Origin of the sequence: Enterobacter cloacae complex sp. 382A5, assembly GCF_050031095.1 — a bacterium.
GTDB lineage: Bacteria > Pseudomonadota > Gammaproteobacteria > Enterobacterales > Enterobacteriaceae > Enterobacter > Enterobacter cloacae.
This window is the reverse complement of the sequence record NZ_JBLGVK010000001.1, coordinates 4081527-4096079: the sequence shown is the minus strand read 5'-3', so window position 1 is coordinate 4096079 and position 14553 is coordinate 4081527. Positions and strand designations below refer to the sequence as shown.

Annotated in this window: 17 protein-coding genes; 5 read left to right on the top strand and 12 right to left on the bottom strand. The window is 54.3% G+C overall.

Annotated elements, in window-relative coordinates:
- Positions 1-203: 203 nt before the first annotated feature.
- From ACQG2G_RS19335 to ACQG2G_RS19325, 3 genes are all read left to right on the top strand, one after another.
- Positions 204-614: a Spy/CpxP family protein refolding chaperone gene (locus ACQG2G_RS19335; protein ID WP_020689383.1), complete on the top strand. Its 411-nt coding sequence runs from the start codon at positions 204-206 to the stop codon at positions 612-614.
- Between the two features lie 260 nt (positions 615-874).
- A complete protein-coding gene (locus ACQG2G_RS19330; protein WP_058651406.1) occupies positions 875-2206 on the top strand; it encodes an amino acid permease in 1332 nt (443 codons plus the stop codon).
- Positions 2207-2227: 21 nt separating this feature from the next.
- A complete protein-coding gene (locus ACQG2G_RS19325; protein WP_248766652.1) occupies positions 2228-3529 on the top strand; it encodes a serine dehydratase subunit alpha family protein in 1302 nt (433 codons plus the stop codon).
- Between the two features lie 61 nt (positions 3530-3590).
- Here the strand turns inward: ACQG2G_RS19325 and ACQG2G_RS19320 are convergent, their stop codons facing one another.
- Entirely contained in the window at positions 3591-4292 is a 702-nt protein-coding gene (locus tag ACQG2G_RS19320) for a pirin family protein (RefSeq protein ID WP_013098873.1), read from the bottom strand.
- A 103-nt stretch (positions 4293-4395) separates the two neighbouring features.
- On the opposite strand from ACQG2G_RS19320, the gene ACQG2G_RS19315 reads away from it, so the two are divergent.
- Entirely contained in the window at positions 4396-5298 is a 903-nt protein-coding gene (locus tag ACQG2G_RS19315) for a LysR family transcriptional regulator (protein ID WP_014885334.1), read from the top strand.
- A 41-nt stretch (positions 5299-5339) separates the two neighbouring features.
- Here the strand turns inward: ACQG2G_RS19315 and ACQG2G_RS19310 are convergent, their stop codons facing one another.
- The 11 genes from ACQG2G_RS19310 to ACQG2G_RS19260 form a co-directional block, all read right to left on the bottom strand.
- The gene (locus tag ACQG2G_RS19310; RefSeq protein ID WP_013098871.1) at positions 5340-5705 is read right to left on the bottom strand and encodes a DUF805 domain-containing protein; all 366 of its coding nucleotides are present in this window, start codon (positions 5703-5705) and stop codon (positions 5340-5342) included.
- Positions 5706-5810: 105 nt separating this feature from the next.
- Positions 5811-6797 carry a glutathione S-transferase family protein gene (locus tag ACQG2G_RS19305; protein WP_029883513.1) on the bottom strand — a complete coding sequence of 329 codons (987 nt, stop codon included), beginning with the start codon at positions 6795-6797 and terminating at the stop codon, positions 5811-5813.
- 72 nt (positions 6798-6869) lie between these two features.
- Positions 6870-7262 (bottom strand): DoxX family protein, encoded by a 393-nt coding sequence (locus tag ACQG2G_RS19300; protein WP_013098869.1) that lies wholly within the window; start codon positions 7260-7262, stop codon positions 6870-6872.
- 253 nt (positions 7263-7515) lie between these two features.
- Entirely contained in the window at positions 7516-7812 is a 297-nt protein-coding gene (locus tag ACQG2G_RS19295) for a YqjK-like family protein (RefSeq protein WP_061771844.1), read from the bottom strand.
- Positions 7809-8207, bottom strand: coding sequence for a phage holin family protein (locus ACQG2G_RS19290; RefSeq protein WP_013098867.1), 399 nt, complete (start codon positions 8205-8207; stop codon positions 7809-7811). The genes ACQG2G_RS19295 and ACQG2G_RS19290 overlap by 4 nt, the downstream gene beginning before the upstream one ends.
- Before the next feature lies 1 nt (position 8208).
- Positions 8209-8514 carry a DUF883 family protein gene (locus ACQG2G_RS19285; RefSeq protein WP_013098866.1) on the bottom strand — a complete coding sequence of 102 codons (306 nt, stop codon included), beginning with the start codon at positions 8512-8514 and terminating at the stop codon, positions 8209-8211.
- Positions 8515-8543: 29 nt separating this feature from the next.
- Positions 8544-8912: a DUF1090 domain-containing protein gene (locus tag ACQG2G_RS19280; RefSeq protein ID WP_020689388.1), complete on the bottom strand. Its 369-nt coding sequence runs from the start codon at positions 8910-8912 to the stop codon at positions 8544-8546.
- Positions 8913-9054: 142 nt separating this feature from the next.
- A complete protein-coding gene (gene mzrA, locus ACQG2G_RS19275; protein ID WP_020689389.1) occupies positions 9055-9438 on the bottom strand; it encodes an EnvZ/OmpR regulon moderator MzrA in 384 nt (127 codons plus the stop codon).
- A 2-nt stretch (positions 9439-9440) separates the two neighbouring features.
- On the bottom strand, positions 9441-10103 hold the full coding sequence (gene yqjA / locus ACQG2G_RS19270; RefSeq protein ID WP_013098863.1) for a DedA family general envelope maintenance protein YqjA: 663 nt from the start codon (positions 10101-10103) through the stop codon (positions 9441-9443).
- Between the two features lie 343 nt (positions 10104-10446).
- Complete coding sequence (gene exuR / locus ACQG2G_RS19265) at positions 10447-11223, bottom strand: transcriptional regulator ExuR (RefSeq protein WP_013098862.1); 777 nt, start codon at positions 11221-11223, stop codon at positions 10447-10449.
- A gap of 141 nt (positions 11224-11364) precedes the next feature.
- Complete coding sequence (locus ACQG2G_RS19260; RefSeq protein ID WP_029883511.1) at positions 11365-12663, bottom strand: MFS transporter; 1299 nt, start codon at positions 12661-12663, stop codon at positions 11365-11367.
- A 473-nt stretch (positions 12664-13136) separates the two neighbouring features.
- Between ACQG2G_RS19260 and uxaC the strand changes: the two genes are divergently transcribed.
- Positions 13137-14549 (top strand): glucuronate isomerase, encoded by a 1413-nt coding sequence (uxaC, locus tag ACQG2G_RS19255; RefSeq protein ID WP_348595944.1) that lies wholly within the window; start codon positions 13137-13139, stop codon positions 14547-14549.
- Positions 14550-14553 lie beyond the last annotated feature (4 nt).

Here is a 14553-nt window from a genome sequence, read left to right as displayed (position 1 = left end):
CGGGATGGTTACATAACGCAAATTTATTGTAAATGCATGATCTTATTAAGTGAGAATAGCGGTATAGGGCATGAAGAGAAGGGGATAAATAAACAAGCCCGCTAAACATACAAAATTGTTTATATAATTACTCACACATATTCATCCGCTCTTGAAAAACAATGCTCCTGCTTTTCCCGCTAACAGAATGTAAGGACAGTAAGATGATGAAAATGACCCGTATTGCTGTGGTCGCTGCGTCTCTGATGGCATGCAGTTTCACGGCGCAGGCCGCAAATGTGGAAGCTGCTCCAGCACCATCGCAGGATCCGCTGGTACAGCACCTGAAGCTCAGCAATGACCAGGTTAAGAAGATTGACGATCTCCACAAACAGCTGGAACAAAATGTCAGCATGATCCCGATGACCGGCGTGAAGAACGGCGCACTGATCGACATGTTCCAGGCGGGTAAATGGGATGAAAGTACGGTGAAAAGCCAGCTTGCCGCTTTCAGTAAAATTGAGGAGCAAACCCGTTATTATCGCGTGAAATATTACTTCGACGTCAGCCAGGTATTGACGCCGGAACAGCGTAAACAGATCAGAACCGATATGGCTAACGCGCTGGCAGAGTAATGTCGTACCCGCGCATGACGCGGGTATTTATTTCTTGATCGCCGTCACTTTTAGAAATTACTCGCTAAAAAGCCTCACCACGAAGCAAAATTTCCTCTAAAAAAAGAATATCCTTATTTATCTTGTGACTTTTTTCTCCTTCGCTCCGGTTACTATTTTCCCACACCAATAATACGCACCTGCACTCCTCTTACTCGCTATCGCTGGCGATAAGAACAACATAAAAACAATGTCTTACCCTACAAAAAAGCGAGTGCCTTATGGATACGGCTACAAACAGCAGTGTGATTGTGAATGATTCCCCCGCGGCAAGGCGGGCGGGAATGCGTGAGAGCGAATGGCGCGAGGCGATCAAGTTCGACAGTACTGATACGGGCTGGGTCATCATGAGTATCGGGATGGCCATCGGCGCGGGGATTGTTTTTCTCCCGGTGCAGGTCGGATTAATGGGGCTGTGGGTCTTTTTGCTCTCGTCCGTGATTGGATATCCGGCGATGTATTTATTCCAGCGCCTGTTTATTAATACGCTGGCGGAATCACCGGAATGCAAAGATTATCCGAGCGTCATTAGTGGATATCTCGGGAAAAACTGGGGCATCTTATTAGGCGCACTCTATTTTGTGATGCTGGTCATCTGGATGTTTGTCTATTCCACCGCCATTACCAACGACAGCGCCTCTTATTTGCAGACCTTTGGCGTTACCGACGGGCTACTCTCAGAAAACCCGTTCTACGGGTTAGTGCTGATCTGTATTCTGGTGGCCATCTCTTCCCGCGGTGAAAAGCTGCTGTTTAAAGTCTCCAGCCTGATGGTGTTGACCAAGCTATTTGTGGTTGCCGCGCTGGGCTTGTCGATGATTGGCCTCTGGCATTTAGCCAACGTAGGCATGCTGCCGCCGATGGGGCTGCTGATTAAAAATGCCATCATTACGCTTCCCTTTACCTTAACCTCAATTCTGTTTATTCAGACCTTAAGCCCGATGGTGATCTCCTACCGTTCACGGGAAAAGTCCGTTGAGGTGGCGCGTCATAAAGCGCTACGGGCCATGAATATCGCCTTTGGCGTGCTGTTTGTGACGGTATTCTTCTACGCCGTCTCCTTCACGCTGGCGATGGGGCACGATGAAGCGGTAAAAGCCTATGAGCAGAACATCTCTGCCCTGGCGATTGCGGCGCAGTTTATCAGCGGAGAGGGTGCGGGCTGGGTCAAAATCGTCAGCGTGATCCTCAATATTTTTGCTGTTATGACGGCCTTCTTCGGCGTCTATCTTGGTTTTCGCGAGGCCACGCAGGGCATCGTGATGAACATCCTGCGTCGCAAAATGTCGGCAGAGAAAATCAATGAAAACACCGTCCAGCGTGGGATCATGCTGTTCGCCATCCTGCTGGCCTGGAGCGCGATTGTGTTAAACGCGCCGGTGCTGAGCTTCACGTCTATTTGCAGCCCCATCTTCGGCATGGTGGGCTGTCTGATCCCTGCATGGCTGGTCTACAAGGTGCCCGCCCTGCATAAATATAAAGGCGTATCACTGGTGATTATCATCATTACCGGGCTGCTGCTTTGTGTTTCTCCTTTCCTCGCATTCTCCTGAGGAGCAATTAAGGTCGTAACGATGTCTGAGCAAACTAACCCTTTATGGAATCATTTTATTCGCGCGGTGCAGGAAGAGGTTAAACCTGCGTTGGGGTGCACTGAACCTATCTCTCTGGCGCTGGCCTGTGCGATAGCCGCTGAGCACCTGCCCGGTGAGGTAACGCGCATTGAAGCATGGGTATCGCCCAATCTGATGAAAAACGGGCTTGGCGTAACGGTACCCGGCACCGGCATGGTCGGGCTACCCATTGCGGCGGCGCTGGGAGCGACGGGCGGGAATGCCCGCGCCGGGCTGGAGGTGCTAAAAGGGGCGTCAGCCGATGCGCTGGAACGCGCCAAAGCCCTGCTCAATGCGGGTCAGGTCCAGGTGAAACTGCAGGTGCCGTGCGAGGAAATCCTCTATTCGCGCGCCTGTGTTTATGCCGGAGAGGCCTCGGCCATGGTGACCATCGCAGGCGGGCATACTCGCGTGGTGGAGGTGGTCTGTGAGGGCGAAACACGCTTCATCCGTGATGAACAGCCGGGAGAGGCGGGTGACGATCCGCTGGAGGTGTTCTCTCACACCACGCTGTCGGCGATCCTCACGTTCGTGGAGCAGGTTCCGTGTGAGGCGATCCGCTTTATTCTGCAGGCGGGGCAGCTTAACGATGCCCTTTCTCGTGAAGGGCTGAGCGGAAAATGGGGGCTGCATATTGGCGCGACGCTGAATAAGCAGCGTATGCGCGGATGGATGGCGAAGGATGTTGGCTCGGACATTGTTATCCGCACCAGCGCGGCTTCTGACGCCCGAATGGGCGGTGCTACGCTTCCGGCAATGAGCAATTCAGGGTCCGGCAATCAGGGGATCACCGCCACCATGCCGGTAGTGGTTGTGGCGGAGCACGTTCAGGCTGATGAGGAACGGCTGGCCAGAGCGCTGATGCTGTCCCATCTTTCGGCGATCTATATCCACGCCCAGCTTCCGCGCCTGTCGGCGCTGTGCGCTGCGACAACCGCAGCGATGGGGGCGGCAGGCGGCATGGCCTGGCTGATGGGGGGAAACTATCAAACGATCGCGATGGCCATCAGCAGCATGATCGGTGACGTCAGCGGGATGATTTGCGACGGCGCGTCAAACAGTTGTGCGATGAAAGTCTCAACCAGCGTCAGCAGTGCCTGGAAAGCGGTGATGATGGCGCTGGATGAGTCTGCCGTGACGGGCAATGAAGGGATTGTGGCGCACGATGTGGAGCAGTCTATCTCTAACCTGTGCGCGTTAGCGTGCCGCTCAATGCAGGCAACGGACCGGCAGATTATTGAGATTATGGCGAGTAAGGTGTAGCGAGTTCAGGGGCTCGATCGGTTCCCTCTCCCTGTGGGAGAGGGTTAGGGTGAGGCATTCTCTACACCGGCAAATCAATCAGCAGCGCACGCAGCGGCGTATCGGCCACCAGCGTAATATTCGCTTCATCACGAATAAATGCCCCGTCGCCGCAGGTGAGCGCCTCTTTCTCTTCCGTGTGCGTTACCGCATGCACCGTACCGTGAATCGATTGCAGGTAGGCGCGCGGGCCATGAAGCTGGAAGCTCGCCTGTTCACCTTTCTTCAGTTCAATATGGTGCAGCCATACCTGCTGACGCAGTTGCAGGCTGCCTTTGCTCCCGTCCGGAGAAGCGATCAGCTGTTGCTTTTCGCTCTGCAGATCGATTTTTTGCACCAGCGGATTTTCCCGCTCAGGGCAGGCATCCAGCCACAGCTGCATGCGGGTCAGCGTTTTGTCTTTGCTGAGGTTATGCTCGCTATAGCTAATGCCCGGCTGCGTGGAAATTAACAGCGCTTCGCCAGCCTTTGCCTGGACATGATTGCCCTCGCTATCGCGGTATTCTGCCTCGCCTTCCAGGATCAGGTTCAGGATATCGACTTTCGGATACGTACGCGGCTGGAAGGAGGCGCCCGGGGCGAGCACTTCCTGATTTAACACGCGCAGTGAAGCGTAACCGAGGAGTTTAGGGTCAAAGTAGTGTCCAAAGGAAAAGGTGTAGCGGGCCTGCAGCCAACCGAAATCGGCTTGTCCGCACTGTTTAGCTGTTCTTGTCGTAATCATAAACTTGACCTCTCTTTACACTAAACAATGGTAAAGGTATGGACGCTTCATTGTTAGCCAGATATTCTGCCCGGTATGTTCAAATTTCCTGAATGAGAACGAGATGGCTAAAGAGAGAGCATTGACGCTTGAGGCGCTTCGCGTCATGGACGCGATTGACAGGCGTGGCAGCTTTGCCGCCGCGGCAGATGAACTGGGGCGCGTTCCGTCTGCGCTCAGCTATACCATGCAAAAGCTGGAGGAAGAGCTGGACGTGGTGCTCTTTGACCGTTCCGGTCATCGAACAAAATTCACGAACGTTGGACGGATGTTGCTGGAACGTGGTCGCGTACTGCTGGAAGCGGCGGATAAACTGACGACGGACGCCGAGGCGCTGGCACGCGGCTGGGAAACCCACCTGACGCTGGTCACTGAGGCTCTGGTGCCTACCGAGGCGTTATTCCCGCTGGTAGACAGGCTGGCAGACAAAGCGAACACGCAGCTTTCAATCATCACCGAGGTGCTGGCAGGCGCGTGGGAGCGTCTGGAGACGGGCAGGGCGGATATCGTGATTGCGCCGGATATGCACTTCCGTTCATCGTCTGAGATCAACTCCCGTAAACTCTACAGCGTGATGAACGTTTACGTCGCCGCGCCAAATCACCCGATTCACCAGGAGCCGGAGCCGCTTTCTGAAGTGACGCGCGTGAAGTACAGGGGCGTGGCGGTTGCGGATACCGCGCGCGAACGTCCGGTGCTAACGGTGCAGTTGCTGGATAAACAGCCGCGTCTGACGGTCACATCGCTGGAAGATAAGCGCCAGGCATTGCTGGCAGGACTGGGCGTAGCGACCATGCCGTATCCGTTTGTTGAAAAAGACATTGCTGAAGGGCGTCTGCGCGTCGTCAGCCCGGAGTACACCAGCGAAGTGGATATCATTATGGCGTGGCGTCGCGACAGCATGGGCGAAGCGAAGTCGTGGTGTTTGCGCGAAATTCCAAAGCTCTTTGCGCATCACAACAAATAAAAGTGTAAGCCCGATGTGCCTAAGCGCCATCGGGCATAAATTTACGCGCCGATCTTCGGATCCGGACCAAAGCGGTTTTCACCCGGCGTCCCGCTCTGACAGTTGAAGATTAAAATCACAATCCACCCCACTACCGGGATTAACAGCAGCAGTAACCACCAGGCGGAACGATCCGTGTCGTGAAGCCGGCGGAACTGTACGGCCCAGGACGGCAGAAGAATAAAGATGGCATAAATCGATGTAAGGACGCCTTCCCCACTCGCCCACTCCCAGCCCAGAATTTTATCCACGATGCTCAGCACCAGAGCAAAAATGAAGTTCACCAGAATGAACATCCAGTACTCTTTGCGGCGCGCGCGGCCACCAAATCCAATGTAGTTGCGCAGTACGTTTAAATACCAATCCATTTCCTTGCCTCTTTTATCAGTCAATCACTTGTTTTCTAAGCGATCGAGGTAAGGATAGATGGAGATTGTGAATTAAAAAAGGGCATCTCACGATGCCCTTAATATTTATCCAAAACGAACGTCGCGCCCGTGGGGTTCATTCAGATCCTGCCACGGACCGATGGAGATAATACCCGTCGGGTTAATGGTTTTGTGGCTGCGGAAATAGTGGGTGCGGATATGGTCAAAATCGACCGTTTCGGCAATTCCCGGCATCTGGTAGATGTCGCGCAGGAAACCATACAGGTTCAGATAATCGCTGATGCGGTGTTTGTCACACTTAAAGTGGGTGACATAGACCGGATCAAAGCGAACCAGCGTCGTCCAAAGGCGGATATCCGCTTCCGTCAGACGATCGCCCGTCAGGTAGCGGTGCTGGCCGAGGATCTGCTCCAGACGCTCAAGAGATTCAAAGACTTTTCCGACCGCTTCGTCGTAGGCTTCCTGGCTGGTGGCAAAACCGGCCTTGTAAACGCCGTTATTAACGTTGTCGTAAATCCAGCTGTTCAGCTCATCGATTTTGTCTCGCAGCTCAACCGGATAGTAATCCCCGGCGCGCGCGCCATGGGCGTCGAAGGCGGTGTTGAACATGCGGATGATCTCCGCAGATTCATTGCTGACAATCGTCTGGTTTTTCTTATCCCACAGAACCGGTACGGTGACGCGCCCGGTGTAGTGCGGGTCGGCGCGCAGATAAAGCTGGTAGAGGAAATCGTGATGATACAGTTCATCACCCGTCGCAGCAGGGAAATCACGGTCGAACGTCCAGCCGTTTTCCAGCATTAGCGGGTTCACCACCGACACCGGAATTAAGGATTCGAGGCCTTTCAGCTTGCGCACAATCAGCGTGCGGTGCGCCCACGGGCAGGCGAGGGAAACATAGAGGTGATAACGATCTTTCTCGGCCGCAAAGCCACCTTCGCCACTCGGGCCGGCAGCACCATCGGCGGTAAGCCAGTTACGGAAGGCCGAAACAGAGCGCTTGAAGCGTCCACCGGTGGATTTGGTGTCATACCAGACATCCTGCCAGACGCCGTCTACGAGTTGTCCCATTTTTTTCTCCTCCGTCAGATAGCAAAAGCGAGGAGAGGTCTCCTCGCTTTGTGTTTATTCAGTATAGCGTGCTTACCATTTCTTATTCAGAACGCGGTCGATGCTGTATGCGCCCGGGCCGGTGACAGCCAGCAGCAGGAAGCCACCCGCAATGGTCAGGTTTTTCATGAACATCAGGGAATTCACGCCTTCAGCAAAGTTGCTGTGGAAGATGAACGCCGTCAGCAGGGTGAAGCCCGCAGTAAACAGCGCCGTGGTACGGGTCAGGAAGCCGAACAGTACCGCCAGGCCGCCGCCGAACTCAAGCAGAATGGTCAGTGGCAGCATAAAGCCCGGAACGCCCATGGCTTCCATATACTGCTGGGTACCTGCATAACCGGTGATTTTGCCCCAACCTGCAACGATGAACAGAATTGGCATCAGAATACGTGCTACCAGTACACCAACATCTTCTAATTTTTTCATTTTACTCTCCAGGAAACCACATCAGCGGCTGAACATTATTTCTCTGCAAATTCGGGTAGATACCGCGTCTTTGCTGTCGATGGAGAGCATCATAAACGTGACGGTTGGCGATTGTTAGCAAGGAAAACTGTCAATCTTTTTCAAAGATATTGAGTAAGGGCAGGAGCGCGCTGGTGCCCTCACCCCAACCCTCTCCCACAGGGAGAGGGCGTAAAAACAAAAAACGGTAACCAGGGTTACCGTTTTGCTTTTATCACCGAAGCTGCTGCTGGCGAATCGTCGCTTTCACCAGACGCCAGGCGCTCCAGGCACCAAAGCCGCGTCGGGCCCAACGGATCAGCATATTCGGATGACGGATCGTCCAGATAGCCATCACACTGCTGCCAACCAGAGCCCAGGAACGCAGGCTCAGGAAGGTGTTCCAGCCACGGTCAAACCGACGCGTCGCGTCAATCCAGTCGCGGCGGCTGGCAGCCAGATCCAGCCGTTGCTGCTGGATCTGGCTTAACAGAAAGGCTTTTCGCTTTTCACGTTCGGCTTTATCGCTCACGGCTTGTCATCCTCCAGCAGAGCGCGATCGTTCGCCAGCTCCTGGCGCGTATGGCGCAGGAAAGTGGACTTACGCGCTTTGCGCATCGTCCAGATACCGCCAATCAGTGCTGCAACCAGCAAAACGACGGTGGTGGCAATCATCGCGTTGAGTCGATATTGCGGATCGATGGCCCAGATGATGAGTACCATCAGGCTCATCAGACCAAACGCGGCGAAGAGCATGGTCAGTCCAAGCATCAGCAGCATCTGGAAGAGGTTGGCTTTCTCCTCTTCCAGCTCTACCACTGCCAGCCGGACGCGCGTTTCGGCAATCCCGACCAGCGTCGTTAAGATACGCTGGCCGATGCCGAGGACGTTGTTAGCAGGCCCTTGTGCGTGACGAGGATCTTCCATATCAACGACGCGTCAGCAGTACGCCCAGTACCACACCGATTGCGGCACCAATACCGACACCCGTCCACGGATTATCGCGAACATATTCGTCAGCACGCGCTGCGGCTTCACGGGTCTGTTTTGCCAGCGCATCACCGGTTTCACCCAGGCGATAACGGCTCTCTTTCAGCGCTTGTTCCGCTTTACTGCGCAATTTGCTGACCTCTTCTTTTGACTTATCGGCGGAGGAGTTCAGCACCTCTTCAAGGGTGTCAGCCAGGGATTTCAGTTCAGCGCGCAGATGTTCAGACGTCGTATCTTTTGACATGATTTTCTCCTGTTGAGATTTCCGTTAACTCAATAATCGCGAGCTTCCAGCGCTTTCAGGTCGTCCTGCGCTTCTTTCAGCTTTCTCTCGCGCTTGGCAATTTTTTCCGCATCCCCTTTCTCTTTCGCTTCCTGCAGGTCGTGACGACGCTCGGCTATCTCGTCCTTCTGTTCAGCGATTTTTTTCTGGTGATCGGCACGCAGTTGGCTGTCTGAACAGTTCGCTTTCACTTCGCTCAGCGCTTTTTTCAGCCCCTCAACACGATGCTGATTGTTGTGCTTTTCGGCATAACCGATCTCACGCTGAATATCCTGCTCTTTCTCCTGACAGAGAGAAGTGGCGAAGGAGGCAGTGCTTAAAGATAAAAGGGCCAAAGCCAGAGTAATGCGGAATTTCATTATCGAAACCTTCCATTGTGTTGCGGCATACGCCGCTATCCAGACTAAGCGGAGAACATTTGAGGGGTGCTCCGCGTACTTAAGCATAGTAAGTAAACGGGGGATTCACCAAAGTGAGTGAAAAGATTCGGAATCCTGGTAATTATCCAAATCGATGCGACGTATCGCGAATCAGCGACAGCCAGGCCGCTGGCCGGCTGTCATCGTCCTGCTGGGCAATTATGTATCCCTGCGGCAGCGTGCGGTCAAGCACCACTTTCGCGGCCGCGCTCTGCGCACGGGAGTCAAACTTGATCAGTAACACATCATTTTGTGGGGTAATACTTTTAAAGCGGATCCCGTTGGCATCCAGATGGTGCCAGACAGAAAACCCATCCGGTACGCTGACACCCTGATTAACCGGGCGAATGGCCAGCGTAGATTCCTGATGCGAAAGCGCGCTCCAGACCAGAAGCATGGCGCTGATAAGCACCAGGGCGATTAGTGCGTACGCACAACGACGCAGGGAGAGCGCTGAGATAACCATGGTTAGCTCCTGGCTCCGTATTTTTTCTTCCACAGGACAACCAGCGAACCGATCAGGCCGAAGACCAGCAGGACGACAGGCAGCAGCATCAGGCATGACATCAGCTGATCTTCATACTTCATGAAGACCGGCGTTTTACCCAGCGCATAGCCCAGCGTGGTGAGGATCAGCACCCACAGCAGGCCGCTCATCCAGTTAAAGAACTGGAAGCGAGTGCTGCTGAGACCTGACAGACCCGCGATGGTCGGCAACAAAGTACGTACAAACGCAATAAAGCGGCCAATCAGCAGTGCGGAAAGACCGTGCTTATGGAAAAGATGGTGCGCCCGCTGGTGATAATGCGCCGGAAGGTGCGAAAGCCAGTTCTGCACGATCCGCGTATTGCCAAGCCATCGTCCCTGGATGTAGCTCACCCAGCAGCCGAGGCTGGCGGCGACGGTCAGTAAAAAAATGGTTTGCGGAAACGCCATCGCCCCTTTGGCACACAGCACGCCGACGAGCACCAGCAAACTGTCGCCGGGCAAAAAGGCCGCAGGCAGCAGACCGTTCTCAAGGAACAGGATCATAAACAGGACAAAATAGAGCATGCCAATCATGGAAGGGTTGGCCAGCGTTTCGAAATCCTGAGCCCAGAGGGCATTCAGTAGTTGGGTCAAAAGTTCCATTCAGTGTTCCTGGAAATCGGTTAACGTCACGCCTGTTATCCGGGACAAACAGCACGGCGACATTGTTGTGATTTCATTATGGTCGCTCGCGGACACATTGCGGTGTGGCCAACACTGTTCCCTGTTAATTGGCTGGTTAGCAAGCACTAACTTACAAAATAAGGAATTGAATCCAATTGTAACAAAGCCCAACGTTCTGCGTCACAGAATTTGCAGGGTGTGATGATTTTGGCGTAAGCCCTGGAAGTGAGCGAGGGGATTTACAAAGGCTGACACTATATATGTTTTGCTTACCCATAAGCGCGGGAAGGCGCAGCGAAGCGCCTGCCAGCACGGAGGCAAACTATTTTGCCTGACTTGACGCGGTATCGAGGTGAACGACAGGATTATCCGCAAAAAGATAACGGTCGGCGTTAAATTCGAAGTCGTCACTGGTCTCATTGAACAGCATCTGCTTGGTGTTCTCGAGGTGCTGCCACATGGCCAGTTTCGCGGCGTGGGGATCTTTACGAATCAGCGCCTTGAGGATTTGGTCGTGATCGTCACACCAGTTATCCACCGTACGTGAATCGATATGATCGTGCAGTTTTTTCCAGTACGGGTTGTGAACGCGCTGAGTCCACATTTTTTCTACAATTGCGGCCAGCGCGGTATTTTGCGTTGCCAGTGCCACCTGAACGTGGAACTGCAGATCCCACTCCGAATCGCGGAAACATTTTTCCTTGCGGGCGTTCTCCTGGATCTCCATCAGTTTCATGATGTCCTGCTTGGTCACCTGGGTTGCCGCAAATTCCGCAATGTTGCTTTCAATGAGCTGGCGGGCCTGGAGCAGCTCAAACGGACCATAGCTGGCAAATTCCAGGCTTTCGTCCGCAACAGGCGAGTGTTTAGGCTGATTAGAAATCACATGAATGCCGGAACCTTTGCGAACCTCAACGTAACCTTCCACTTCGAGCATGATGATCGCTTCACGCACCACGGTGCGGCTCACGTTTTTTTCATCGGCTATGAAGCGCTCAGCGGGGAGTTTGTCACCGACAAGATAGACCCCTTGCTCGATGCGATCTTTCAGCTCGGCAGCAAGTTGTTGATATAAACGACGTGGTTCGGTGATTTCCATATGCGCTCCAGGCAGGGTACGGCGGATGATTTGTTATACCACTTTTGCATGCCACTCTCCAGATTTTGCCATTAAAAAAGCCGCCCGGAGGCGGCTGGTTTTATAGCTCGGGTAAGCGCAGCGCCACCCGGCACAGCAATGCTAACTCTGCGTCGCCGGTTTCCCGAGGGACTCTTTCGCCAGTTCGTCGGCAGATTTGCTTTTCAGCACCGTCCAGATAACGACTGCCCCCATCAGGTCGAAGATAGCCAGTACCGCGAACAGCGGGCTGAAACCGATGGTATCCGCCAGCGCACCCACCACCAGCGCGAACAGGGTACTTGCGGTCCAGGCGGCCATCCCGGTCAGGCCGTTGGCCGTTGCCACTTCGTTACGGCCGAACACGTCAGACGAGAGGGTAATCAGCGCACCGGATAACGACTGGTGAGCAAAGCCACCGATGCACAGCAGGGCGATAGCCACGTACGGGCTGGTGAACAGGCCGATCATCCCCGGGCCAATCATCAGCAGCGCGCCCATGGTCACGACCATCTTACGGGAAACAATCAGGTTCACCCCAAACCAGCGCTGGAACAGTGGCGGCAGGTAACCACCCACGATACAGCCCAGGTCAGCGAACAGCATGGGCATCCAGGCGAACATGGCGATCTCTTTCAGGTTAAAGCCATAGACCTTAAACATGAACAGTGGGATCCAGGCGTTAAAGGTGCCCCAGGCCGGTTCAGCCAGGAAACGTGGCAGCGCGATACCCCAGAACTGACGGGTCCCCAGGATCTGCCAGACGGACATTTTTTTGCCGTTGTTGGTCTGGTGCTGCGCTTCCTGACCGCCAATGATGTACTCGCGTTCTTCTTCAGACAGTTTTTTCTGGTCACGCGGGTGTTTATAGAACACCAGCCACGCCATGGCCCAGGCAAAGCTCAGTACGCCAGAGATAATAAACGCCATCTGCCAGCTGTGCATGACGATGGCCCACACTACCAGTGGGGGGGCAATCATCGCCCCGATGGACGAGCCGACGTTGAAGTAACCGACCGCAATAGAACGCTCTTTTGCCGGGAACCACTCAGAGCTGGCTTTCAGCCCTGCCGGGATCATCGCCGCTTCCGCCGCACCTACCGCGCCGCGTGCCAGCGCCAGGCCACCCCAACTGCCTGCCAGCGCCGTTGCACCGCAGAACACCGCCCAGGCGATGGCGAAGAAGGCATAACCGATTTTGGTACCGAGAATGTCCAGCACATAGCCTGCAACAGGCTGCATGATGGTATAAGCCGCGGAGTAGGCGGCAATGATGTAGGAGTATTGCTGCGTGGAGATGTGCAGCTCTTCCATCAACGTGGGCGCGGCGGCTGCCACGGTGTTACGCGTCAGGTAGCCCAGCACGGTGCCGAGCGTCACCAGTGCGATCATATACCAACGTAACCCTTTAATTTTACGCATCTAAAACCTCATCGTTATGTTATTTCCGTGCCAGGGCACGGCAACCTCTCACCGGTTTGGGGGAGGGCTGTGTAACGGGAGGGGCGTAACCGGGAGAACGTCCCGGAACGGCCCGAACCTTGCCATAAATAAGCGTGCATAAGTCGGTTTCCGTACCGTTAAATCCGATGTCTGACACCGGTAATGCATTCCGTCGGCTGCGTGTTTGCGACGGCGAAAAGATAACTTGTCATACAACTTTAAAAGGTGAGTGACATCACAAATGTATGATTCTTTGTAGGGGCATTATCTGGCGCAGGCGAAGCCAGTTCCGACGCGGCCTGCAGAAGGGTTTACCTCATTCGGGGTAATTTTTTTGTCCGGGTTTATTGATCCAACTCACGAAAAAAACCTCAGATTCTGGAAATTGGTGTGATAACTTTGCAGCATCTGAACATAAGCTTTCTGCCGCTCCCGTTACGAGGAAGACGATAATGACACCGTTTATGACCGACGATTTTCTGTTAGACACTGAATTTGCCCGCCGCCTGTATCACGACTACGCAAAAGACCAGCCCATTTTTGATTACCACTGCCATTTACCGCCGCAGCAGGTTGCCGACAATTACCGTTTTAAAAACCTGTATGACATCTGGCTGAAGGGCGATCACTATAAATGGCGCGCCATGCGCACCAACGGCGTCGCTGAACGCCTGTGTACCGGCGACGCAAGCGACCGCGAGAAATTTGATGCCTGGGCGACTACCGTGCCGCAGACCATCGGTAACCCGCTCTATCACTGGACGCACCTCGAACTGCGCCGTCCGTTTGGCATTACCGGTAAGCTGCTTTCACCGGCTACGGCGGATGAGATCTGGGAGCAGTGCAACGACTTGCTGGCTCAGGATAACTTCTCCGCGCGCGGCATCATGAAGCAGATGAACGTGAAGATGGTGGGCACCACCGACGACCCGATCGACTCGCTTGAACATCACGCGGTCATTGCAAAAGACACCGCGTTTGATATCAAAGTGCTGCCAAGCTGGCGTCCGGATAAAGCCTTTAACATCGAACTCGACACTTTTAGCGACTATATGGTGAAGCTGGGCGAGGTTTCTGACACCGACATCCGTCGTTTTGCGGACCTGCAGAGTGCGCTGATCAAACGTCTGGATCACTTTGCGGCACACGGCTGTAAAGTCTCTGACCATGCCCTGGATGTGGTGCTGTTTGCAGAATCTAACGAAGCCGAGCTGGATAGCATTCTGGCGCGCCGTCTCTCCGGTGAAGCCCTGAGCGAGCATGAAGTCGCCCAGTTCAAAACTGCGGTACTGGTCTTCCTTGGCGCTGAATATGCCCGTCGCGGCTGGGTGCAGCAGTACCACATTGGCGCGCTGCGTAATAACAACCAGCGTCAGTTCAAACTGCTGGGCGCGGACGTGGGCTTTGACTCCATCAACGACCGTCCGCTGGCCGAAGCGCTCTCTAAACTGCTGAGCAAACAGAACGAGCAAAACCTGCTGCCCAAAACCATCCTCTACTGCCTGAACCCGCGCGATAACGAAGTGCTGGGCACCATGATCGGCAACTTCCAGGGGGAAGGGATGCCGGGCAAGATGCAGTTCGGCTCCGGCTGGTGGTTCAATGACCAGAAAGATGGCATGGAGCGTCAGATGACGCAACTGGCGCAGTTGGGTCTGTTAAGCCGCTTTGTCGGCATGCTGACCGACAGCCGCAGTTTCCTCTCCTACACCCGCCACGAATACTTCCGCCGCATTCTGTGCCAGATGATTGGCCGCTGGGTGCACGCGGGTGAAGCACCGGCGGATATCCAGCTGCTTGGCGAGATGGTGAGAAACATCTGCTTTAACAATGCGCGTGACTACTTCGCCATTGAACTGAACTAAGCCC